Source organism: Pseudomonas sp. MWU318, assembly GCF_016756945.1.
GTDB lineage: Bacteria > Pseudomonadota > Gammaproteobacteria > Pseudomonadales > Pseudomonadaceae > Aquipseudomonas > Aquipseudomonas putida_A.
Genome location: NZ_JAESJL010000007.1, coordinates 209,435 through 231,394 on the forward strand (window position 1 = coordinate 209,435; position 21,960 = coordinate 231,394).

At 61.9% G+C, this 21,960-nt stretch carries 14 protein-coding genes and 1 pseudogene; 5 read left to right on the forward strand and 10 right to left on the reverse strand.

Features of this window, described 5'->3' with window-relative positions; translation table 11 throughout:
• Positions 1-63: 63 nt before the first annotated feature.
• The 3 genes from JN524_RS18055 to JN524_RS18065 all read left to right on the forward strand — a co-directional run bounded on the left by JN524_RS18055 (position 64) and on the right by JN524_RS18065 (position 5,765).
• Positions 64-2,385 carry a TonB-dependent receptor gene (locus tag JN524_RS18055; protein WP_202370207.1) on the forward strand — a complete coding sequence of 774 codons (2,322 nt, stop codon included), beginning with the start codon at positions 64-66 and terminating at the stop codon, positions 2,383-2,385.
• A gap of 212 nt (positions 2,386-2,597) precedes the next feature.
• Positions 2,598-5,126: a PepSY domain-containing protein gene (locus JN524_RS18060; RefSeq protein ID WP_202370208.1), complete on the forward strand. Its 2,529-nt coding sequence runs from the start codon at positions 2,598-2,600 to the stop codon at positions 5,124-5,126.
• Positions 5,127-5,363: 237 nt separating this feature from the next.
• Positions 5,364-5,765, forward strand: coding sequence for an endonuclease domain-containing protein (locus JN524_RS18065; protein ID WP_202370209.1), 402 nt, complete (start codon positions 5,364-5,366; stop codon positions 5,763-5,765).
• A gap of 16 nt (positions 5,766-5,781) precedes the next feature.
• On the opposite strand, the gene JN524_RS18070 is transcribed toward JN524_RS18065, so the two are convergent.
• From JN524_RS18070 to ptsP, 4 genes are all read right to left on the reverse strand, one after another.
• The gene (locus JN524_RS18070; RefSeq protein ID WP_202370210.1) at positions 5,782-7,323 is read right to left on the reverse strand and encodes an alkaline phosphatase D family protein; all 1,542 of its coding nucleotides are present in this window, start codon (positions 7,321-7,323) and stop codon (positions 5,782-5,784) included.
• A 184-nt stretch (positions 7,324-7,507) separates the two neighbouring features.
• Positions 7,508-9,241 carry a PTS fructose-like transporter subunit IIB gene (locus JN524_RS18075; protein WP_202370211.1) on the reverse strand — a complete coding sequence of 578 codons (1,734 nt, stop codon included), beginning with the start codon at positions 9,239-9,241 and terminating at the stop codon, positions 7,508-7,510.
• An 11-nt stretch (positions 9,242-9,252) separates the two neighbouring features.
• On the reverse strand, positions 9,253-10,194 hold the full coding sequence (pfkB, locus tag JN524_RS18080) for a 1-phosphofructokinase (RefSeq protein WP_202370212.1): 942 nt from the start codon (positions 10,192-10,194) through the stop codon (positions 9,253-9,255).
• On the reverse strand, positions 10,194-13,055 hold the full coding sequence (gene ptsP / locus JN524_RS18085; protein WP_202370213.1) for a phosphoenolpyruvate--protein phosphotransferase: 2,862 nt from the start codon (positions 13,053-13,055) through the stop codon (positions 10,194-10,196). Before ptsP ends, pfkB begins: the two co-directional genes overlap by 1 nt.
• Before the next feature lie 306 nt (positions 13,056-13,361).
• Here ptsP and cra point away from each other — a divergent pair, with 306 nt between their 5' ends.
• Positions 13,362-14,357, forward strand: a complete 996-nt coding sequence (gene cra, locus JN524_RS18090; RefSeq protein ID WP_202370214.1) for a catabolite repressor/activator — start codon at positions 13,362-13,364, stop codon at positions 14,355-14,357.
• A gap of 3 nt (positions 14,358-14,360) precedes the next feature.
• Positions 14,361-15,137: a TatD family hydrolase gene (locus JN524_RS18095; protein WP_202370215.1), complete on the forward strand. Its 777-nt coding sequence runs from the start codon at positions 14,361-14,363 to the stop codon at positions 15,135-15,137.
• A 102-nt stretch (positions 15,138-15,239) separates the two neighbouring features.
• Here JN524_RS18095 and JN524_RS18100 read toward each other — a convergent pair whose 3' ends face one another.
• The 6 genes and pseudogenes from JN524_RS18100 to JN524_RS18120 form a co-directional block, all read right to left on the reverse strand.
• On the reverse strand, positions 15,240-15,629 hold the full coding sequence (locus JN524_RS18100) for a hypothetical protein (protein ID WP_202370216.1): 390 nt from the start codon (positions 15,627-15,629) through the stop codon (positions 15,240-15,242).
• A 274-nt stretch (positions 15,630-15,903) separates the two neighbouring features.
• Positions 15,904-16,833 carry a methyl-accepting chemotaxis protein gene (locus JN524_RS27555; protein ID WP_442962675.1) on the reverse strand — a complete coding sequence of 310 codons (930 nt, stop codon included), beginning with the start codon at positions 16,831-16,833 and terminating at the stop codon, positions 15,904-15,906.
• Positions 16,810-17,901 (reverse strand): annotated as a pseudogene (locus tag JN524_RS27560) (methyl-accepting chemotaxis protein); the annotation flags it as partial. The pseudogene JN524_RS27560 and the gene JN524_RS27555, both read right to left, overlap by 24 nt.
• Positions 17,902-18,155: 254 nt before the next feature.
• A complete protein-coding gene (gene ampE / locus JN524_RS18110) occupies positions 18,156-18,995 on the reverse strand; it encodes a regulatory signaling modulator protein AmpE (protein WP_202370218.1) in 840 nt (279 codons plus the stop codon).
• Positions 18,992-19,552 (reverse strand): 1,6-anhydro-N-acetylmuramyl-L-alanine amidase AmpD, encoded by a 561-nt coding sequence (ampD, locus tag JN524_RS18115; RefSeq protein WP_202370219.1) that lies wholly within the window; start codon positions 19,550-19,552, stop codon positions 18,992-18,994. Before ampD ends, ampE begins: the two co-directional genes overlap by 4 nt.
• A gap of 64 nt (positions 19,553-19,616) precedes the next feature.
• On the reverse strand, positions 19,617-21,803 hold the full coding sequence (locus JN524_RS18120; RefSeq protein ID WP_202370220.1) for a DUF1631 domain-containing protein: 2,187 nt from the start codon (positions 21,801-21,803) through the stop codon (positions 19,617-19,619).
• Positions 21,804-21,960: the final 157 nt, after the last annotated feature.

The following is a 21,960-nucleotide window of genomic DNA, read 5'->3' on the forward strand; positions in this document are numbered from 1 at the left end:
TTGATACGAATACCCGTTTACCCTATATTCCGCGACCTCAAATCCTTGGGGAGGGGAATAAAAATGTCACGTCAACACCCACAATTGCCGGTCAGTTCACCACGTTTGCTCGCTTCGGCCATTGGTGTCGCCATCACCGCCGGTTCCGCTGGCCACATGGTCTTCGCCGCAGAAAAGACCGACAGCAAAGCCTCCGGCAATGCCATCGCCCTGGACGCTACCGCCATCACCGGCGAAGCGCAGGACTCGACGTCCTACCAAGTCGAAAAAGCCTCCTCGCCCAAGTACACCGCGCCGCTGGTCGATACCCCGCGCTCGGTCACCGTCATCCCGCAACAAGTCCTCAAAGACACCGGCGCCCTGAACATGCAGGACGCGCTGCGCACCGTGCCGGGCATCACTTTCGGTGCCGGTGAAGGCGGTAACCCGCAGGGTGATCGTCCGTTCATTCGTGGTTTCGACGCCCAGGGCGACACCTACCTCGACGGCGTGCGCGACACCGGTTCGCAGAGCCGCGAAATCTTCGCCGTGGAAAACATTGAAGTCAGCAAGGGCCCGAACTCGGCCATCGGCGGTCGTGGCGCAGCTGGCGGCAGCATCAACCTGGTGAGCAAGAAAGCGCACCTGGGCAACTCGTTCGACGGCGGCTTCACCTGGGGCTCCGACCAGACCCAGCGTTACACCCTGGACGGCAACTACCAGTTCAGCGACACCGCTGCCGGCCGCCTGAACCTGATGAGCCACGAGAGCAACGTCGCCGGTCGCGACAAGGTCGACTACGATCGCTGGGGTATCGCGCCGTCGCTGGCGTTTGGCCTGGGCACCGACACCCGCGTCAACCTCGACTACTACCATCTGGAAAGCAACGACACTCCGGACTCCGGCATTCCCTACACCATCCCGGCCGGTGGTTCGGCTGCACGCACCAAGTCCAACCCGGACAAGCCGTACGCCGGTGGCGATCACAGCAACTTCTACGGTCTGGATCGCGACTTCCGCAAGGGCCGCACCGACACCGCGACCTTCGCCATCGAGCATGACCTGAGCGACTCGCTGACCATCAAGAACACCCTGCGCCACGGCACCAGCATGCAGGATTACATCCTGACTCAGCCGGACGACAGCAAGGGCAACGTCAACAATGGCAGCGTCTGGCGCCGTGCCAACACGCGGGTCAGCAATACCGAAACCACCACCAACCAGACTGACCTGTTCGGCAATTTCTACGTCGCCGGTTTCAAGAACAGCTTCTCCACCGGTGTCGAATACACCCGCGAGGAAGGCCAGAAGTCCTCGTACAACGTCAACACTGACACCACGCCGCGCACCAGCGCCGCGACCACCAACTGCACCCCGTCGATGATCGGCGCATCGAGTGGCTACAACTGCACCTCGCTGTCGAATCCGAACCCGAACGATCCGTGGAACGGCGCGATCTCGCGCAACTACGCCGGCACCGACACCAAGGCCAACACTTACGCGCTGTATGCGTTCGACACCCTGGAGTTGTCCGAGCAGTGGCTGGTGAACATGGGGCTGCGTTACGACCACTTCGACACCGACTACAAGACCTACAACAACGCCGGCACCACCACCTCCAAAGGTGATGACACCAGCGAATTCGTCACCGGTCAGTTCGGCGTGGTCTACAAACCGGCACCGAACGGCAGCATCTACGCCTCCTACGCGACCTCCGCGACGCCACCGGGCAACACCCTCGGTGAAGGCCAGGAAGGCAACCCGCTGGGCGGCACCCCGGATCGCAACGGCAACCTGCTCAAGAGCGACATGGAGCCGGAAACCACCAAGAACTACGAAATCGGCACCAAGTGGGATCTGTTGAACGATCGCCTGTCGCTGACCGCTGACATCTTCCGCACCGAGAAAGAAAACGCTCGCGTACAAGTCGACACCACCTCCTACGAGAACGCCGGCAAGACCCGCGTGCAAGGTATCGAGCTGTCCGCCAGCGGCAAGATTACCGACAAGTGGCAAGTGTTCGCCGGCTACGCCTACATGGACAGCGAACAGGTGGACGGCGGTGACCTGCCGGCCAACAAAGCCAACAACGGTAACGAACTGCCGAACACGCCGAAAAACAGCGCCAGCCTGTGGACCACTTTTCAGGTCACGCCGAAGCTGACCATCGGTGGCGGTGCGTTCTACGTCGACGACGTGTACGGCAGCGTGGCCAACACTACGATGGTCGATTCCTATGTACGTTACGACGCGATGGCCGCCTACAAGCTAAGCAAAAACGTCGACCTGCAACTCAACGTGCAGAACCTGACCAACGAAACCTACTACGACAAAGCCTTCTCGACCCACTTCGCCAACCAGGCGGCGGGCCGTACGGCGCTGTTGAGCACCAACTTCCACTTCTAAGGAACCTGTAGGAGCTGCGGCACGCTGCGATCTTTTGATCTTGATTGTTAAAAACCAACATCAAAAGATCGCAGCGTGCCGCAGCTCCTACAAAGAACAAAGCCCCGTTCATCCTTTGAACGGGGCTTTTGTGCGTAATCAAAGAAGCTCTCGATAACCCACGGCATAATGCGCGCCGTGATGACAATTTTCGAACGGACAAGGCGAGCGACGTGTTGAAGAAAACCCTGTTCCAGTTGCACTGGTTTTTCGGCATCACTGCCGGGCTGGTGCTGGCCATGATGGGCATTACCGGTGCCGCCTATTCGTTCCAGGACGAAATCCTGCGGGCGCTGAACCCGTCGGTGTTGCAAGTGGAAAAACAGGTCGCTGGCGTCCTGCCTCCGGTCGAGTTGGTGGAGCACATCGAAGCGAACTCCGGCAAGAAAGTCGCGATGCTCTGGGTCGAGACCGACAGCGGCAACGCCGCTCGCGTCTACTTCACCCCGCCCAAAGGCGAACGCCGTGGCGAGATGCGCTACTTCGATCCGTACACCGGCGAGTTCTTGGGCGACGCTGTGGGTCAGGACTTCTTCGGCCTGATGCTGCAACTGCACCGCTTTCTCGCCATGGGCGACACCGGGCGCAACATCACCGGCGCCTGCACCCTGATCCTGCTGTTCTTCTGCCTCTCCGGGCTGTACCTGCGCTGGCCACGCCAGTGGAACAGCTGGCGCGTGTGGCTGACCCTCGACTGGAAGAAAAAGGGCCGCAGCTTCAACTGGGATCTGCACTCGGTGGCCGGCACCTGGTGCCTGCTGGTGTACCTGCTGCTGGCGTTGACCGGGTTATCCTGGTCGTACGAGTGGTACAACAAAGGCCTGACCAAACTGCTTTCCGACGCGCCGCAAAACGAGCGCGTGCGCGGTGGTCGCGGCCCGGCGCCGGAAGGTCCGGCACCGACCGCCGACTATGCAGCGATGTGGAGCAGCATCTACAGCGCTGCCGGCCCGGGCCTGTCGGCCTACAACATCCGCATGCCGCCAGTGGCCGGGCAACCGGCGATCGTATTCTATCTGCTCGACAGCTCACCGCATGATCGCGCGCTGAACCAGATCACCCTCGACCCGGCCACCGGTGTGGTCAAACGCGTTGATCGCTACGCTGACAAGAGCTTCAAGGCGCAGCTGTTGACCAGCATTTACGCGCTGCACGTCGGCAGCTATTTCGGTCTGGTCGGACGGATCATCGTCACCCTCGCCGCCGTGTGCATGCCGCTGTTTTTCATCACCGGGTGGCTGCTGTATCTGGATCGCCGACGCAAGAAAAAGCAGATACAGGACGCGCGCAAAGGTCTTCAGGCACCGAACGCAGATACACCGGCATGGCTGGTGGGTTTCGCCAGCCAGAGCGGTTTTGCCGAACAACTGGCGTGGCAGACCGCCGGGCAATTGCAGGCCGCCGGGTTGTCGGTGAAGGTGCAGCCGCTGGCGAATGTCAGCGCACAGGATCTGCGTGAGTCGAATAACGCGCTGTTCGTGGTCAGCACCTTCGGCGACGGCGAAGCACCGGACAGCGCCCGCGGTTTCGAGCGCAAAGTGCTGAGCAACGCTGCAAGCTTCGACGGCCTGAACTATGCGGTGTTGGGCCTCGGCGACCGCCAGTACCAGAATTTCTGCGGCTTCGCCCGACGCCTGCATCAGTGGTTGGGCGAGCACGGCGGCAAGACCCTGTTCGCCCCGGTCGAAGTCGACAGCGGCGACCCCTACGCCCTGCGTCATTGGCAAACCCAGCTCGGACAGCTGACCGGACAAGCGCCGGTCGACAACTGGCAAGCGCCGAGCTACGACAACTGGACGCTGGTCAGCCGCGAACTGATGAACCCCGACAGCAGCGGCGCGCCGGTGTACCTGCTGGGCCTGAAGGCGCCGAGCACCAGCAGTTGGCTGGCCGGCGATCTGGTGGAAGTGTTGCCGCGTAACTGTGCGTGGGCGATCGAACACTTCCTCGACGGCCTGGGCATTCGTGGCGAAACAACGGTGAAGATCAACGGCCTCGAAGAGCCACTGGAAGTCGCCCTCGCCAGCCGCCAGTTGCCCGAGCATCGCGCGCATCTGGTCGGCCTGCATGCACAAGCGCTGGTGGATGCGATGGTGCCGCTGGCCATGCGCGAATACTCGATCGCCTCGATTGCCGCCGACGGTGTGCTGGAGCTGATCGTGCGTCAGGAACAACACGGCGACGGCAGCCTCGGCATCGGCTCCGGCTGGCTGACCGAGCATGCGCCCGTGGGCGGCAGCATCAGCCTGCGCGTACGACGCAACAGTGGCTTTCACTTGCCGAACCAACCAGTGCCGATGATTCTGCTGGGCAACGGCACCGGCCTCGCCGGGTTGCGCAGTCTGCTCAAGGCACGCATCGCCGACGGTCAGCAACGTCAATGGCTGCTGTTCGGCGAACGCAATCGCGAGCACGATTTCCTCTGCGGGGCGGAGCTGGAAGAGTGGCTGATCAATGGCGATCTGGCACGACTGGATCTGGCGTTTTCGCGGGATCAGACGCAAAAGATCTACGTTCAGGATCGCCTGCGCGAATCTGCTGACGAACTGAAGAAATGGCTGGCTGACGGTGCGGTGATCTACATCTGCGGCAGTCTGCAGGGCATGGCATCCGGCGTCGATCAGGCACTCAACGACATCCTCGGTGCCACCGAAGTCGAACGCCTGATCGAACAGGGCCGCTACCGCCGCGACGTGTACTGACTCAGCAAAAATCCCCTCTCCCTAACCCTCTCCCGGAGGGAGAGGGGACTGATTGGGGGATGCCGGATAAATACGCCGACCTGAAGGTGATGTACCGAATCCGTAATCGACTCGGTCTTTCAGGTCGATGTACAACTCGATACAACTCCGTAGGCTCCCTCTCCCTCCGGGAGAGGGCTGGGGTGAGGGGCCTCGTCTACAGTGAGATTTCCAGCCACTTCACAAGGATCGTGAAGCATGCAAAATCGCCTCACTCTCGCTCAGTTCGCCCGCCAGTTACGCGCCAGCCAAACCGATTGCGAACAATTACTCTGGCGAAAACTTCGATCACGCCAAATCGCCAATCTGAAATTCCGCAGGCAGTTTCCATGTCCGCCCTATGTCCTGGATTTTTTCTGCGTAGAGCTGAAACTGGCGATTGAGCTGGATGGGGGTCAACACTATGAAATAGCGGGCTTGATCCACGATCAACGTCGGACGCTTTTCCTGGAACGTCAGGGCATTGAAGTTGTGCGATTCAGTAAGCTCGAAGTGATGCAGCAGATGGATGATGTACTGGAGCAAATCACAAGAATTGCCGCGAATCGAAAAATGCCCTCACCCTCCAAGCGGTCCGACGTTTCGGGAGGGCCGGGGTGAGGGTTGTTTTTGATCTTCAAACTGGCTGCAATTTCTGCTCGAAAACCGCTACCCCATTCAAATCCCGCAACACCACGCTCATCTCCCCGCTCTGCCCTTCGATGTTCACCTCACCAAAGAACTGAAACCCGGCAAACGGCGAAGCGTTCTGGGTCGGCGGGGCCTTCTGGAACACCACTTCCGGGCCGAAGGTCTTGTCCAGCGGATTAGGCCCGAAACTCCCGGCATTCAATGGCCCGGCGACAAACTCCCAGAACGGTTCGAAGTCCTGAAACGCCGCACGGTCCGGATGGTAGTGATGCGCCGCGCAGTAATGCACGTCCGCCGTGAGAAACACGAAATTGCGCACCTGCTGCGCCCGCAGAAAACCGAGCAACTCGGCGACTTCCAGCTCACGTCCCTGCGCCGGGCCCGGATCACCGTTGGCCACGGCTTCCCAGCGCGCCACACCCGGGCGGACTTCACCGTCGGGCACACCGAGGCCGATCGGCATGTCGGCGGCGATCACCTTCCACTGCGCCTTGGAATGCTTCAAGCCACGCTTGAGCCAGTCCAGTTGCTCACGCCCGAGGAACGGTTTGGCCGCGCCGAGGTTGTCGTCGTTGGCCCCGCGATAGCTGCGCATGTCGAGCACGAACACATCGAGCATCGGCCCGTAGCTGAGCTTGCGATAAATCCGCCCGCCGCCGTCGGCCGCCTGCAAACGCATCGGCGAATATTCCAGCCAGGCCTTGCGCGCGCGGCCGACCAGGGTGTGGATATCTTTTTCCTGATAACGCTCGTCGAGCTGCTTGCCCGGCGACCAGTTGTTGACCACTTCGTGGTCGTCCCACTGCCAGATCTGCGGTACTTCGGCGTTGAAGCGGCGGATGTTTTCGTCCATCAGGTTGTAGCGATAATTGCCGCGATAATCGTCAAGGGTCTGGGCGACTTTGCTCTTGGCCTCGGTGGTGAGGTTGCGCCAGATACGTCCACCTTCGGTGGTCAGTTGTGCCGGCACCGGGCCGTCGGCGTAGATGGTGTCGCCGCTGTGGATAAAGAAGTCCGGCAGGCGCAGGCGCATGGATTCGTAGATGCGCATGCCGCCGATGTCCGGGTTGATGCCGAAACCCTGGCCGACGGTGTCGCCACTCCAGACGAAACGGATATTGCGCCGTGCCTTCGGAGCGCTGCGCAAATGGCCGAGCCACGGTTCGCTGGCAACGCCGGTTTGCGCATCCTTGAAATACACCCGGTAGAAAATCGCCTGATCAGCGGGCAGCCCGGTGAGCTCAACGCGGGCGGTGAAGTCGGTGCGCGCATCGGCCAGTGGTGAGACTACACGGCGCGGGTGACGAAACTGACTGCGGGTGTCCCACTCGACCACCATCCGCGCCGGACGGTCGCTGCGGCTCCAGATCATCGCGCGGTCGCCTTGCAGGTCGCCGGACTGCACGCCGTCGGTGAGTTGCGGCCGATCCTTGACCGACGCGATCACCGCCGGCGCCAGCCCCGGCATCAGCAGCCCGGCACCGACCACTTGCATGACCCGCCGACGACCCGGATTGAAATCGCTCATGCTGTTCTCCCTGGAAAAAGGAAAACTTAAGCACGCTCACATGACCCGGAAATGACACCAGACACACCACACAACCCATGTGGGAGCGAGCTTGCTCGCGAATGCGTCCTATCAGTCGAAATCTTATTCGCTGACACACCGCTTTCGCGAGCAAGCTCGCTCCCACAGGGTTTTGTGGAGCCAGTTAAGCCTTCGCCGGTTCCAGCGCCAACTCAACGGCTTCCGGACGTTTGACCGTCGCATAGACAACGGCAGTCAACAGACTCCCCGCAACAATCGCCAGCAAATACAACAACGCATGATTGATCGCATTCGGGATCGCCAGCACAAACAAGCCACCGTGCGGCGCCATCAGTTTGCAGCCGAAGTACATCGACAGCGCGCCGGTCAACGCACCGCCGGCGATGCTCGCCGGAATCACCCGCAGCGGATCTTTCGCGGCAAACGGAATCGCCCCTTCGGAGATGAAACACAGCCCCAGCACCAGCGCCGCTTTACCGGCCTCGCGCTCGGTCTGGGCGAACTTGCGTCGGGCGATGAACGTGGCGATGCCCAGCCCGATTGGCGGGACCATGCCGGCAGCCATGGTCGCGGCCATCGGTGCATAACTCTGCGAAGCCAGCAGCCCCACCGAGAATGCATACGCGGCTTTGTTGATCGGCCCGCCGAGGTCGACGCACATCATGCCGCCGAGCAACACGCCGAGCAGAATCGCGTTGGTGGTGCCCATGCTGTCGAGAAAATGCGTCAGCGCCGCGAGCATCCCGGCGACCGGTTTACCGACCACGTAAATCATCACCAGACCGGTGATCAGGCTGGCGAACAACGGGATGATCAGAATCGGTTTCAGCGCTTCGAGGCTCTGCGGCAATGCCACATAACGACTGATCAACTTGGCCGCATAACCGGCGATAAACCCGGCGACGATCCCGCCGATGAACCCGGCCCCCAGCGTACTGGCGAGCAAGCCACCAATCATCCCCGGCGCCAGGCCCGGACGGTCGGCGATCGAGTAGGCGATGTAACCGGCGAGCAGCGGCACCATCAGCTTGAACGCGGTTTCGCCGCCGATCTGCATCAGCGCTGCCGCCAGCGTGCCCTCTTCCTTGAACGCAGTGATGCCGAAGACGAACGACAGCGCGATCATCAGACCACCGGCCACCACCATCGGCAGCATGAACGAGACACCGGTGAGCAGGTGTTTGTAGACCCCGGTCTTCTCTTGCTTGGCCGGCGCCTTGCCGTCGCTCGCAGCGCTCTCCACCTGAGCTTCGGCGAGGGCTTTTTTCAGTGTGGCTTCGGATTGCTTGAGGGCAATGCCGGTGCCGCAGCGATAGATTTTCTTGCCGGCGAAACGCTCGGTGGCGACTTCGATGTCGGCCGCCAGCAACACCACGTCAGCCTCGGCAATCGCCGTTGCGCTGAGCGGGGTTTTCGCGCCGACCGAGCCTTGGGTTTCGACGTGCAGTTCATAGCCCAGACGCTTGGCCGTCTGCTGCAACGCCTCGGCCGCCATGAAGGTGTGGGCAACGCCGGTCGGGCACGCGGTGATGGCGACGATGCGCGGCGCACGTGGCGCAGCGGCAACCGGGACGGCTTCGCTGGCGAGGTAAACTTCAGCCTCTTCAGCACCCCGCCGCAGCACCGCTTCGACATCTTGCAGAGCTTGCGCCGGGGCGATGCGGAACACGCGCTTGCCGACGAAACGGCGCATGTCGACGTCACCGGTGGCAACCAGCAACACCCACTCCGCCGCCTCAATGGTGGCGGCCGACAATTCACGTTCCGGGTGCGCCGCATCGACCACTTCAACGCTGGTGCTCCAGCCCTGACGCTGGGCCGCCGCGTCCAGCAGACGGGCGCACAGCACACTGGTGACCATGCCGTTCGGGCAGGCCGTGACGATGGCTAATTTCATGACAAACCCTCTTATTGTTCTGTCAGGGGACGCACGCGTACGCCCTGTTCGAGCTGCGCCAGTTGCGCCGCATCGTTGATGCCGAAACCGATCTGCGTCACCGCCATCGCGGCAATCGCCGTGGCCGTGCGCAGGGTCTGCTCGGGAGTCTCCGCACTGAGCAGACCGTGGAGCATGCCGGCCAGCAGCGAATCGCCGGCACCCACCGTACTGGCGACCGTGACCTTCGGCGGCGCGGCATGCAGCGCCGAGCCGACGCTGAACCAGTTCACACCGTCGGCGCCATGGGAGATCACCACGTGCTCGATACCCTTGGCGTGCAGGCACGCCGCAGCCTGCGCTTCGGCGGCGTGCGAGACCACATCGCAATCGAGCGCATCGGCGAGTTCTTCGGTGTTCGGTTTGATCAGCCACGGACGCCCTTCAATGGCGGCGCGCAAGGCTTCACCGCTGCTGTCGAGGGCGACTTTCAGACCGAGGCCGTTCAGCCGTTCGATCAACTCGCGCAACCACTGCGCGCTGACGCCTCGCGGCAGACTGCCGGCGACCACCACCGCGTCATGCCCCGGAGCGATCTGCAGCAGACGCTCAAGCAACGCCTGCTGCGCCGTCGCGTCGACCACCGGCCCCGGGCCGTTGATGTCGGTGATGCGCCCGTCGTGCTCGGCGACCTTGATGTTGCTGCGCGTCTCCCCCGGCACGCGAATGAACGCATCGACAAAGCCGCGCTTGGCGAACAGGGTTTCGAAGGCTTGCAGATTGTCTTCGCCGAGAAAGCCGCTGACCGTCAGTTGATGCCCGAGGTCTGCGAGTACCTGGGCGACGTTCACGCCTTTGCCGGCGGCGTGGGTGTGCATCTCGTCGCTGCGGTTGACCTGACCGGCCTCCAGGCGTGGCAGCTCGACTGTGAGGTCCAGCGCCGGGTTGAGGGTCAGGGTGAGAATCTTGGCCATTACAGGGCCTCCACTAATGCACGCACTTCGTTCGCGCTGCCCACGGTGAGGGCTTGTTGAGCAAGGGTTTGCGCCTGGGTCAGGCTGAGTTCGCGGATGCGCGCCTTGACCTCGGCAATGCTGCGCCCGGACACGCTCAGCTCATCGACACCGAGGCCGACCAGCACCGGCACCGCCAGCGGATCCGCCGCCAGTTCGCCGCACACACCGACCCACTTGCCATGGGCATGGGCGGCACGCACGGTGATGTCGATCAGTTGCAGCACCGCCGGGTGCAGGCCGTCAGCCTGGGCCGAAAGCGTCGGATGACCACGGTCGATGGCCAGGGTGTATTGCGTCAGGTCGTTGGTGCCGACGCTGAAGAAGTCGACTTCCTTGGCCAGCACCGGTGCCAGCAAAGCGGCGGACGGCACCTCGATCATGATCCCCAGTTGCAGATCAGCAACCGGGATTTCCAGGCGCAGACGCTCGGTCATGTCGCGGGCCTGACGCCACTCTTCGACGCTGCCGACCATCGGGAACATGATCCGCAGCGGACGGTTGTCCGCCGAACGCAGCAAAGCGCGCAGTTGCGCTTCCATGATCTGCGGACGCTGCAACGTCAGGCGAATGCCACGCACGCCGAGGAACGGGTTTTCTTCCTTGGCGATCGGCCAATACGACAGCGGTTTGTCGCCGCCGACATCAAGGGTGCGCACCACCAGCGGGCGACCGGCGAGGCCATCGAGAACGCGGCGGTATTCGGCTTCCTGAGTGGCTTCGTCCGGCGCCTGCGGGTGGGCCATGAAAATCAGCTCGGTGCGCAGCAGACCGATGCCTTCGGCGCCCTGCTCGACCGCAGCGCTGACACCGGCGCTTTCACCGATGTTGGCGAACACTTCCACGGCGTGACCGTCAGTGGTGTGCGCAGGTTGATGGCGTTGCTCGGCGGCAGCCTTGAGGCGCTGCTCGCGGGTGTCGCGCTCTTCGGCGGCGCGTTGCAGGGTTGCGGCATCGGCGTCGACGTGCAGGCGACCGCGCTGGCCGTCGAGCAGCAACGGCGTGCCCGGTTCCAGCAGCAACACCGCTGCACCCGCACCAACTAGCGCAGGAATTCCGAGAGCACGGGCGACGATTGCACTGTGCGCCGTGGCGCCGCCGCGCGCGGTGAGAATCCCCGCTACCCGCGCCGGATCGAGCCGCGCCACATCGGACGGGCCGACTTCATCCATCACCAGAATGTACGGCTGCTCGGGCTCGTTCGGCGTTTGTACGCCGCAAAGTTGCGCCAGCACCCGGCGACCGATGTCACGGAGGTCCGCCGCCCGCTCAGCGAGCAACGCGTCCTGCAGCGATTCCTGTTGTTTGGCCGCTGCTTCGATCACCGCCATCCACGCCGCTTCGGCGCTTTCGCCCTGCTTGAGACGGGTGTCGACTTCATCGGTCAGTTCCGGGTCGTCGAGCATTTCCTGGTGGGTGATAAAGATCTCGCGGATGGCCTTGGCCTTGCTGCGTTCGATCAGGCCCTGAATGTCACTGCGCACATCGCTCAGCGCTTGCTTGAGACGTTCGCGCTCGACGGCCGCGGACTCGCCGCGCAACGGGTAATCGATAGCCTGCTGCACCTGAATGTGCGCCGGGCCGATGGCGATGCCCGGTGCCGCCGGGATCGCCTGCAACTGCGCGCCAGACGCCGGGGCGATCAGCACTTCGGCGATATCAGCGATGGCTTCGCGTTGCTGGCTCACGGCCGGCAGCGGTTCGACTTCTTCGCCAAGGCCTTCTTCGATAGCGGCCAGCAATGCAGGCAAGGCGTCGGCAGCGATGCTCGGTTCAGCGATCAACTCCAGCACCTGACCACGACGCGCGCCGAGACTCAGCAGCTTGCTCAGACTTTTTACCGACACGGCACTGTCCGCGCTGTCGACGATGCGCACGCGGATTTCACCGTCAAAACTCTTCGCCAGTTGCGCAAGGATCTTCGCCGGACGTGCATGCAGACCGTGGGCGTTAGCCAGGGCAATACGCGCGCTCGGCCAATCGGCGGGCAGTTCGCCGCCGAGCACTTCGAGGACTTTGCGGCTGCTGGTGGCCCGGCCCAATTCATGGCCGCGCCCTTCGATGAGCAGCGCACACAGACGTTCGAGCAGCGCCTGATGCGCCTCGCCGAGACTGGCCAGACAGAACAGACCACTGAGCGGCTGACCGAGGTAACGCATCGGCTTGTCCGGGGTGACGAACGCCAGGCCCGGACGTTTCACGGTTTGCTCGCTGTGCAGCCACCACAGGCCATCGCCCAGCGGCAGCGCCTCGACTTGCTGCAACACACCGGCAAAACCGTTGCTCACACAATCGGCCTGACGCAGCAGACGCGCACCACGCCAGACCAGTTCTTCGAAATCGTCAGCCGACACGCCGAGGCCGATCATCTGCGCATCCAGCGCCAGTTCCTGTGGCGCGCCTTGCAGCAATTTCAGCAGCGCCTCGGGAGAACTGGCGCGACGCAGGGCCTGACCCAGATCGGTCTCGCCCAGGGCGCGGGTCAGCAACTGCAGCAGACGCAGGTGTTCGTCGGATTTGGCGGCGATGCCGATCGCCAGATACACGACCTGGCCGTCGCCCCAGTCCACGCCCTCGGGAAACTGCATCAGCCGCACGCCGGTGGCGAACACCTGATCGCGGGTTTCCGGGGTGCCGTGGGGGATGGCAATACCCTGGCCGAGAAAGGTCGAGCCCTGGGCTTCCCGGGCCTGCAAACCGGCGAGATAGCCATCGGCAACCAGACCGTCGGCCACCAGATGATTGGCGAGTAGTTGCAGGGCGGCGGGTTTATCCACAGCCGATTGGCCCATGGATATCTGCTCTATAGTGAGCTCGAGCATGCGATCTCCTTTTTGGCACATGGATGCGCCAGGATATTGTTTTGAATGGTCACAGCTTAGGCGCTGGTCAGCCTGCTTTTCAGCGGCAGTTTTGGCGGTTTCACGGCAGAACCGGCCAAAGGCGTCTAAAACGTAGAAAATACGCTTGCTGAAACGTTTAATCTAGATGGATCGGCACGTTACTCGATAATGTCTCATCCTTGAAGTCCAACTTGTCGGATGCGCTGCGACAATAGTCGGCTGCCCGAATCGGGTAGGATTGGCGAAAATGTGGCGGCAAGCTCGAAAAAACAAGGAAATACCGGGTTGAAACTCAGTGATATCGCGCGGTTGGCCGGAGTGTCCGTGACCACCGCCAGCTACGTCATCAACGGCAAGGCCGAACAGCAACGCATCAGCAACGCCACGGTCGAGCGGGTGCGTGCGGTCGTCGAACAGCACGGCTTCACCCCCAACCCGCAAGCGGCCGGGTTGCGCAGTCGGCACACCCGCACGTTGGGTTTTATTCTGCCGGATCTGGAAAACCCCAGTTACGCGCGGATCGCCAAACTGCTGGAGCAAGGCGCGCGCGCGCGGGGCTATCAGTTGCTGATCGCCAGCTCCGACGATGCGCCGGATAGCGAGCGCAAGTTGCTGCAACTGTTCAAGGCGCGCCGCTGCGATGCGCTGATCGTCGCCAGTTGCCTGCCGGCCAGTGACGACAGCTATCGCCAGTTGCAGGCCAAGGGTCTGCCGATCATCGCCATCGACCGGGTCATGGAACCCGAGCATTTCTGCTCGGTGATCAGTGACGACCGCGAGGCCAGCCTGCACCTGACCCAAAGCCTGCTCGACCCGCAGCCGAAACAGATCGTGCTGCTCGGCGCGCGTCCGGAGCTTAGCATCAGCCAGGAACGTGCGGCCGGCTTCAAGCAGGCACTGCTCGACTTCAAAGGCGAAGTGCTGATCGAGCACGCCGAGTCCTTCAGCCGTGAATGCGGCAAGCAATTGATGGAAGAACTCCTGCAACGTCTGGGGCATTTGCCGGATGCGCTGGTGACCACGTCCTACGTGCTGTTGCAGGGCGTGTTCGATGCGCTGCATGACTTCCCGCTCAAATCCCGCCCGCTGCGTCTGGGTACCTTCGGTGATACGCAGTTGCTGGACTTCCTGCCGCTGCCGGTCAACGCCATGGCCCAGCAGCACCAGTTGATTGCCGACAAGGCGCTGGAACTGGCGCTGGCCGCCGTCGAGCAATCGCAATACAAGCCTGGCGTGCAGGCCATCGCGCGGACCTTCAAGCAGCGCATTCACCGGGACTGAGCCGTGGAGCTGATCGACAGCCACACCCATCTCGACTTCCCCGACTTCGACGCCGATCGCTCGGCGTTGCTCGCCGAAAGCCGTGCCCTCGGGGTGCGGCGGATGGTGGTGCTGGGGGTTTATCAGGGCAATTGGCAACGGGTGTGGGAGCTGGTGCAGAGCGATGCCGACCTGTACGCGGCATTCGGTCTGCATCCGGTGTACCTCGATCAGCATCAACCCGAAGATTTAAGCGCACTCGGCGACTGGCTGACCCGGCTGCACGGCCATCGACAGTTGTGCGCGGTGGGCGAGATCGGCCTGGATTACTTCATCGAAACCCTCGACCGCGAACGCCAGCAGGCGCTGTTCGAGGCGCAGCTGCAACTGGCAGCGGACTTCGAACTGCCGGCGCTGATCCACGTGCGCCGCAGCCACGCCGCGGTGATCGCCACGCTCAAGCGCTTCAAGCTCAAACGCGCGGGGATCATCCACGCCTTTGCCGGCAGCCGCGAAGAAGCACGCGAATACATCAAGCTCGGTTTCAAACTGGGTCTGGGCGGCGCGCCGACCTGGCCGCAGGCGTTGCGCATGCATCGGGTGCTGACAGATCTGCCGCTGGATTCGATCGTGCTGGAAACCGACTCCCCGGACATGGCGCCGGCGATGTTTCCCGGAGTACGCAATACCCCGGCCCACTTGCCGGCGATCTGCACAGCACTGGCTCAATTGATGAAAATCAGTCCCGAGCAACTCGCCGCCTCAAGCACCGCCAACACTTGCGAAGTGTTCGGCTGGTAACACAACCTCTGTAGGAGCTGCGGCACGCTGCGATCTTTTGCTCCTGGCCCTTAAAACAAGATCAAAAGATCGCAGCCTCGTTTCACTCGGCAGCTCCTACAGTCAGTTCGCGTGGGCCTTGGCCGCCTCGAGGATCAGGGTCATGTGCTGGCGATGATGAACAAAACGCAGCAGCGCGAAGTACACGAAAAGCACGATCAGTGATGCATTCAATTGTTCCGTCACGCTGAGCAGCCCGATCCATTCCATGACCAACGCCACCAGCAGCGCGGTGCACACCGTGACTGACGCGCTGAAGCGCAGCAATCCTAGAGAGTCGAGAGATTTGAAGCGTTTGATCTGCACCGGACAGCGCAACTCCAGGGTTTTCTGGCAGTGAGTGCAGGTAAACGGTTCATTGATTGCGATGGCATTGAGTTGCCAGGGTTTGAGCACCTGCGTGGTCTGGCAATGAGCACAACGGCCCTGAACTCCCAAGGTTACAACGGACATTCGCGGCCTCCTCAGCGCAACTAACTGATCAGGGATACTGGCTCAATAATGACGAAAAGCCAGCCGCCGGAAGAAAACAGGAATTGGCTTACAAGCGTAAGCATCAATGCATTACAAAATGTTCTGACATCTGCCCTGCTCCAGCCCTGTGGTGAGGGGATTCATCCCCGATGGACTGCGCAGCGGTCCCTGATCCCTTACAGGCTTGGGAGGAAGCTATGCGTCCCATCGGGGATGAATCCCCTCGCTACAGGATCTTCCGCTGCGTCAGGACTTAGACGCGGAACGCGCTGATCAGTTGTTTCAGCTCCACTACCTGCGCCGACAGTGCCCGGCTGGCGTCCTCCGTCTGGTGCGCCCCTTGGGCCGTTCGCTCGCCAGCGCGGTTGATCTCGACGATATTCTGGTCGATGTCATGGGCCACGGCGGTTTGCTGCTCCACGGCGGCAGCGATCTGCTGGTTCTGGTCGACGATCATGCCTACCGCGCCGAGGATGTTTTCCAGCGCCTGCTGGACCTTTTCCGACTGCCCGACCGTGCCGTTGGCCATCTGATGGCTAACGCCCATGGCCTTCACCGCAGCGCCCACGCCGCCATGCAGCTTGGCGATCATCTGCTCGATTTCTTCGGTCGATTGCTGGGTGCGCTTGGCCAACGTACGCACTTCGTCCGCCACCACCGCAAATCCCCGGCCCTGCTCGCCGGCCCGGGCGGCTTCGATGGCGGCGTTGAGCGCCAGCAAGTTGGTCTGCTCGGCAATGCTCTTGATCACTTCCAGCACGCGGCTGATCGACTGGCTGTCGCTGGCCAACTGGTTGATCACCAGCACCGATTGATCGATCTCGCTGGCCAGCGCAGCAATGCTGCCCTGCTGCGACTCCACCAGTGTGCGACCGCTGACGGTTTCATCGTTGACGCTGTGCGCGCTGCTCACCGCTGCCGCTGCGCTGCGTGCAACTTCCAGCGAGGTGGCCGACATCTGATTCATCGCGGTCGCCACTTGCTCGATCTGCGTGCGCTGCCCGGCCACCGCCTGATTGCTTTGCGCCGAGACAGTTTCCACCTGCCCTGCCTGGCGCTCGACCTCAGCCACGGTCTGCCCGACTCGCTCGATCAGGTCATGGATTTTCCTCACGGTGCCGTTGAACACCTCACCCAGCTCGCCGAGTTCATCGCGGCTGTTGGCCTTGAAATTGACCGTCATGTCACCGGCCGCGACCTTGTCCATCATCGCGCCCAGGCGCTTGAGCGTGGTGCGGGTCGAGGCGTAGAACCCGCCGTAGAGATAGAAAATCAGCACGAACACCACCGCCAGCGCCACCGCCTGTAACACCATGTGCGTGCGGTTTTGCGCCAGGCGCTGCTGCAGTTGGATATCGAGGAATTTCAGGGTCGCGTCATTGAGCTGGTAGGTCTGCGCCATCAGCCCGGTGACCTGATCGTAGAACGCCTGCCACGGGGTATCGAGGGTCTCGGCCACCACGACTTTCGCCTCAAACAGTTCACTGGCCTGTTTGAGCGAAGCCTTGCTGCTGTCGGCCGGCGCGCTGAGACTGGCGCGCGCGGCCTGGCTGGAATCGAGGGCGTCTGCCAGTTTCAGCGCGTATTCGGCCTGGAGCTTTTCGATCTGCGCCAGCAACTCGTCGAAACGGCTGCTCGACGAACTGTTGAGAAAGCCCTGCCCCAACGAATACGAACCGATGGCCCGACCTTCGCCGAGAGTCTGGGTCACGGCCGGAGTGATATTGGTGAGCAGCTCGCTGAGCTGGCGGATATCACCCTGGTTGTCGCGGCTCAGACCGGCCTGACTGGCGATGATCTGGCTGAAAATCTGCGCGTTGCCGAGCAGCTTGCCGATCATTGCGCTTTTGCTTTGCAGGGAGCTTTCCGCCTGTTGGGCCTTGAACGCGCTGATCATTTCATCGCGTTTGCCGTCGAACAGTTTGATCTGCTCGGGATCGTCGGTCATCGCCTGCAAACCTTGCAGGCGCGCCAGCACGGATTGCTCCAGGCTGCTGATCTGCGCTTCGAGGTTGTCGGCTTTGCCGGACTGGCCGAGGGTGACGTTGATCTGCACCAGATTGTTCAGCGTTTCCAGATCCCGGCGCAGGCTCAGGCTGCTGCCCAGTAGATCGAGGCTCTGCAATTCGACCCGGGTACCCTGAAACTCGCGATAGGAATCGCGCACCAGATAGAAATTGGTCACCAGCATCGGTACCAGGAACAGCACGCTGATCAGGCTGAACTTCATGCCGAAGCTCAGACGGTTCATCAGCGAGACGGCGGGATAGAGCAAGCTCTTCACTGGAAGTCTCCCTTGGCTTTTCTTGTTTTTATTGGCGGGCGCGGGGCGACAGCAGAAAGCCACTATCGGGCGCTGTCTCTGTATAGCTCAAATCGGGGAGAGGTTTTGTAACTTAAGGTTAACGACAAAAAAGATCGCAGCCTGCGGCAGCTCCTACAGGAAAACCATGATCCTCGTGTAGGAGCTGCCGCAGGCTGCGATCTTTTGATCTTGCTTCGAAGTCAGTGGATCAACACTGTCCACAACGCAAACCCGGTATACCACAACACCGCCGCGCGCAGCAGCAGTTCCCACAGGCAGTCGAGGGTGTTGATGCCTTCAGGACCAACTACCGGCGGCGGGATCTCCCCCGCAGCCAACCCGACCTTGTTGATCAGCTGCGCGGCGCTGATGTTCCAGTTCAGCAGCTCATGCAACATCACCCGGCTGACCGCGACGAAATTGCCGACCAGAGCCAGACTGGCGGCGAGCAAGCGCACTGGCAACCAGTCAAAGGCGTGACGTAACTGGCCGGCACGTTCGGCGAGCGCCGGGTTCTGGCTGTGTTCTTCCGCCAATGCGAGCAAGCGATAAGCCAGCGCTGCCACCGGACCGAGCACGAAGTACCAGAAGATCACCGCGAAGAAACTCTGATAGGCCTGCCACAACAGGTGCCCTTGGACCCGATCCAGCAATTGCTCACCACTGTCGGCGCAGATATCCAGATCCCGCTTGGCCACATGCGCCGCCGCTTGCAGGTCCTCGCGCCGCCAGGCGTCACGAAACGGCCCGAGGCCGCCGAGCAGATCACCGCGCCCCAAGGCGTAAATCACCACCAGCAAGTGCACCGGCAAGGCCAGCAAGCCGTACGCGACGGGTTCCAGTACCACCAGCAACAAGCCGAGCAGCGCCACCGGCAGCAACACCAGAATCGTCAGCACCAGCCATGGTCGCAGGGCCAGGCGCGCGCTGGTTTCGAGTTTGTGCAGTTCGCGGATCCATCCGCCATCGCGTTGAACCCGATGGCGCAGGGCCGAGAATTTCTCGATCCAGACCGCCAGCAGTAACACCAGAAAACTCATTGTCCTTCCTCTTGTGCCAGGGCTGCGCGGTAACGCGCCCAGTCGAATGCCGGGCCAGGATCGGTCTTGCGGCCGGGTGCGATGTCGCTGTGCCCGCAGATACGGGCGCCGGTGATAGCCGGAAATGCTGTTTGCAACTGACGCGTCAACGTGATCAGCGCCTGATACTGCGCATCGGTAAAGGGCAGATCATCAGTGCCTTCGAGCTCGATGCCCACGGAAAAATCGTTACAGGTTTCCCGGCCTTCGAACATCGACACGCCAGCATGCCACGCCCGCTCAAGACAGGAGACAAACTGGGTGACGCTGCCGTCACGTTCGATCAGAAAATGCGCCGAGACGCGCAGGTCGGCAATCCCTGCAAAATAGGGATGTTCAGTGACATCCAGACGATTCTGGAAAAATTCATGCACCTTGCCGGTGGCGAACTGCGCCGGCGGCAGGCTGATGTTGTGGATCACCAACAGGGAGATTTCGCCCGCAGGGCGTTCATTGAAGTTGGGCGATGGGCAGACCTGTACCCCGTGACACCACCCGCTAGCGGGATCCAACTGCATACCGATTCCTTCAACGCCGACTGTGTTGGCGCCCAGTATGCCGTGATCGGCCCCCGGCGCGCGATCACTTGCCGCGATTGAGTCGCCGCAGATTGCCAAGCACCGACTCCAGCGCCCGATCGAATAGCAAGGTGTCATCCAGTGCCCGCACCGCGCCACGGCGGAACTCAAGGGCCAGATCGACGCGGCTGCGCTCCAGTACTTTCATCCCGGTGCGGTCGACAAACACGTACTTGCCGGTGGCTTCGATGATCGCTGCCAGTTTGCAGCGCAGGCTGTGCTCGTCGTCTTCCTGGAAGGCGACCCAACTGCCAAGACGCAGTTGCTGTACCTGACGCAGCCCCGGGTCGTCATGCGCCAGGCCGCTAGCATTCACGCCGATCGCGCCCTCATCAGCACTGCGCAGGGTGATGTGCTGCGACACCTCCACCAGCGTCGGCGCATCGGCCGGCGGCTGCTCGGTGAGCGGTTCAAGCACCCGCACATGCAGGGCTTCCAGCTCGCTGAAAAATTCGCTGGTGGCGAACGGATCAAACGCCGAGCTGCTCAGGCCATCACGCAATGATTTGAGCAACCCTGGCACCAGCGCCAGCAACTGCAGACCGGCGTCCGCTTCGTCGTGACGCTGTACGCTCCAGATCAATTGCTCCATGGTCTGCACATCGGCCTGCCATTCAGCACAGTGGTCGCCATGTTTGAGGCAGGTCAGCAGCAGCACTTTGCTCCACGCATCACGCACAAAGGTCACCACCGACGGCGGCAGGACTTTACCCAGCAACGCCTGGTTCAGCACATGCTCGACTCGCTGCCGAGCCAGTTCAGTTTTCGCCCGCCCTTCCTCGGCATCGCGCAAACGCTGCTCCAGCAACTCGCTGCGCCGCCGCTCATCACTGGTGAACGCCAGGAAATCGGCGAGCAACTCGGAGAAAATCGCCGGGTCGTCGACGAAGTCGCTCAGCAGGCGCTGCACCACTTGTTCGATGCGCAGATACAGGCTGTCACGCGCCTCGCCATTGCAATCGCCCCAACCCATGGCGGCATCGGCGATTTCATTGAGCAGGCGCCGCGCCGGGTGGCTGCTGCGGCTGAAGAAACTCTTGTCGAGTACTGCCACCTTGAGCATCGGAATCTGCAAACGCGCGATCAACGCCTTGAGCGAATCCGGCAGATTACGGTCTTCGAGGATGCAATCGAAGACCATGGCGATCAGGTTGATCACGTCTTCATCCGCGCCGTCGACAATGCGTGATTTGCCGCTCCTGACGCTGACCCGCGTCAGCAGCTGCTCAAGCTGATTGCGCAGATCGAAATCGTCCTGCGCCGCCAGTGCCGGGACGTATTGCTGCAAGTGTGAAAGCAGCCGCAGTAGATCGCGGGTGCTGATCGGTTGCGCCGCCGCACTCGGCTCCAGGGTCGGCGCGACGCTGCCGCGCACGTGCAGCAGCAGTTCCTGCAACGCGGCGAAGACTTCCTGCACGCCTTCGTCGGCGGGCGCGGGTTCGTCACTTTCTTCGCTGCTGATGCTTGCTGCCGCACGCTCGATTGCGCGGCGTGCGGGGGCCGGTTTCAACTCAGGCAACACGCCGGTGGCGACCAGCAATTGATTGGCTTCGGCATACAACTGCTCGGTATCGGCCAGCACATAGCGTTCGAACAGTTTGAGCAGGATCAGCTTGACCTTGATCTCCACGCCCAGGTTACGTCCGGCCTGCAGAAAAAACTCGCAGAGCATCGCCGGGCCAAGCGGGTTGTGTTGGTTATCGAAATTCTTGCCCAACAACACGTTGAGGCGCGCGGTCAGTTGATCGAGGGCAAAACCGTCGCGCTTGAGCACCCGACCGACCATGGTTTCGACCGCCACGCTGCGCTCCATGTCATCGGTACGCGGTGCCGAATCCTCGAATATCAGCGTGCCGGGCAATGCGGGTTGCACGACTTCGTATTGAATCAGCGCGACAAAGGCTTCGAAGAATTGCTCGAGAAAACCCCGTTCGATGTTTTTGCGCTTGAGGCGCAGGTCGCGCATGGCTTCGAAAAAGATGTTCTGTTCGACGTCATTACGCGCCCGGTCAGCCATTTCGAACAGGGTGTCGTCGGCGTTATCAAACAACTCCTGCAAGCCGTGGCGCAGTTGTTGGGCAGCCTTGTCGCGGACCTGAAGCAGAATCACAGGCAGGCGGGCGAGCGGCGAGTGATTCGCCTGATCGGTAGCGGCCTTGTGCAAAGGCACTACATTCCCGTCGTTGTGCATCCAAGCCTCCTGAAACGGTGATTCCACTGGTCAGTTACAACACAGGTCCCTGTGGGAGCGGGAGACGTCAAAGCTATGACGTCAAACGCAAGGCGGATTATCTTGCAAAACTTGTCCCCGGCGCTATAGCCGTCAGGGTTTCCCCTATGTCCACGAC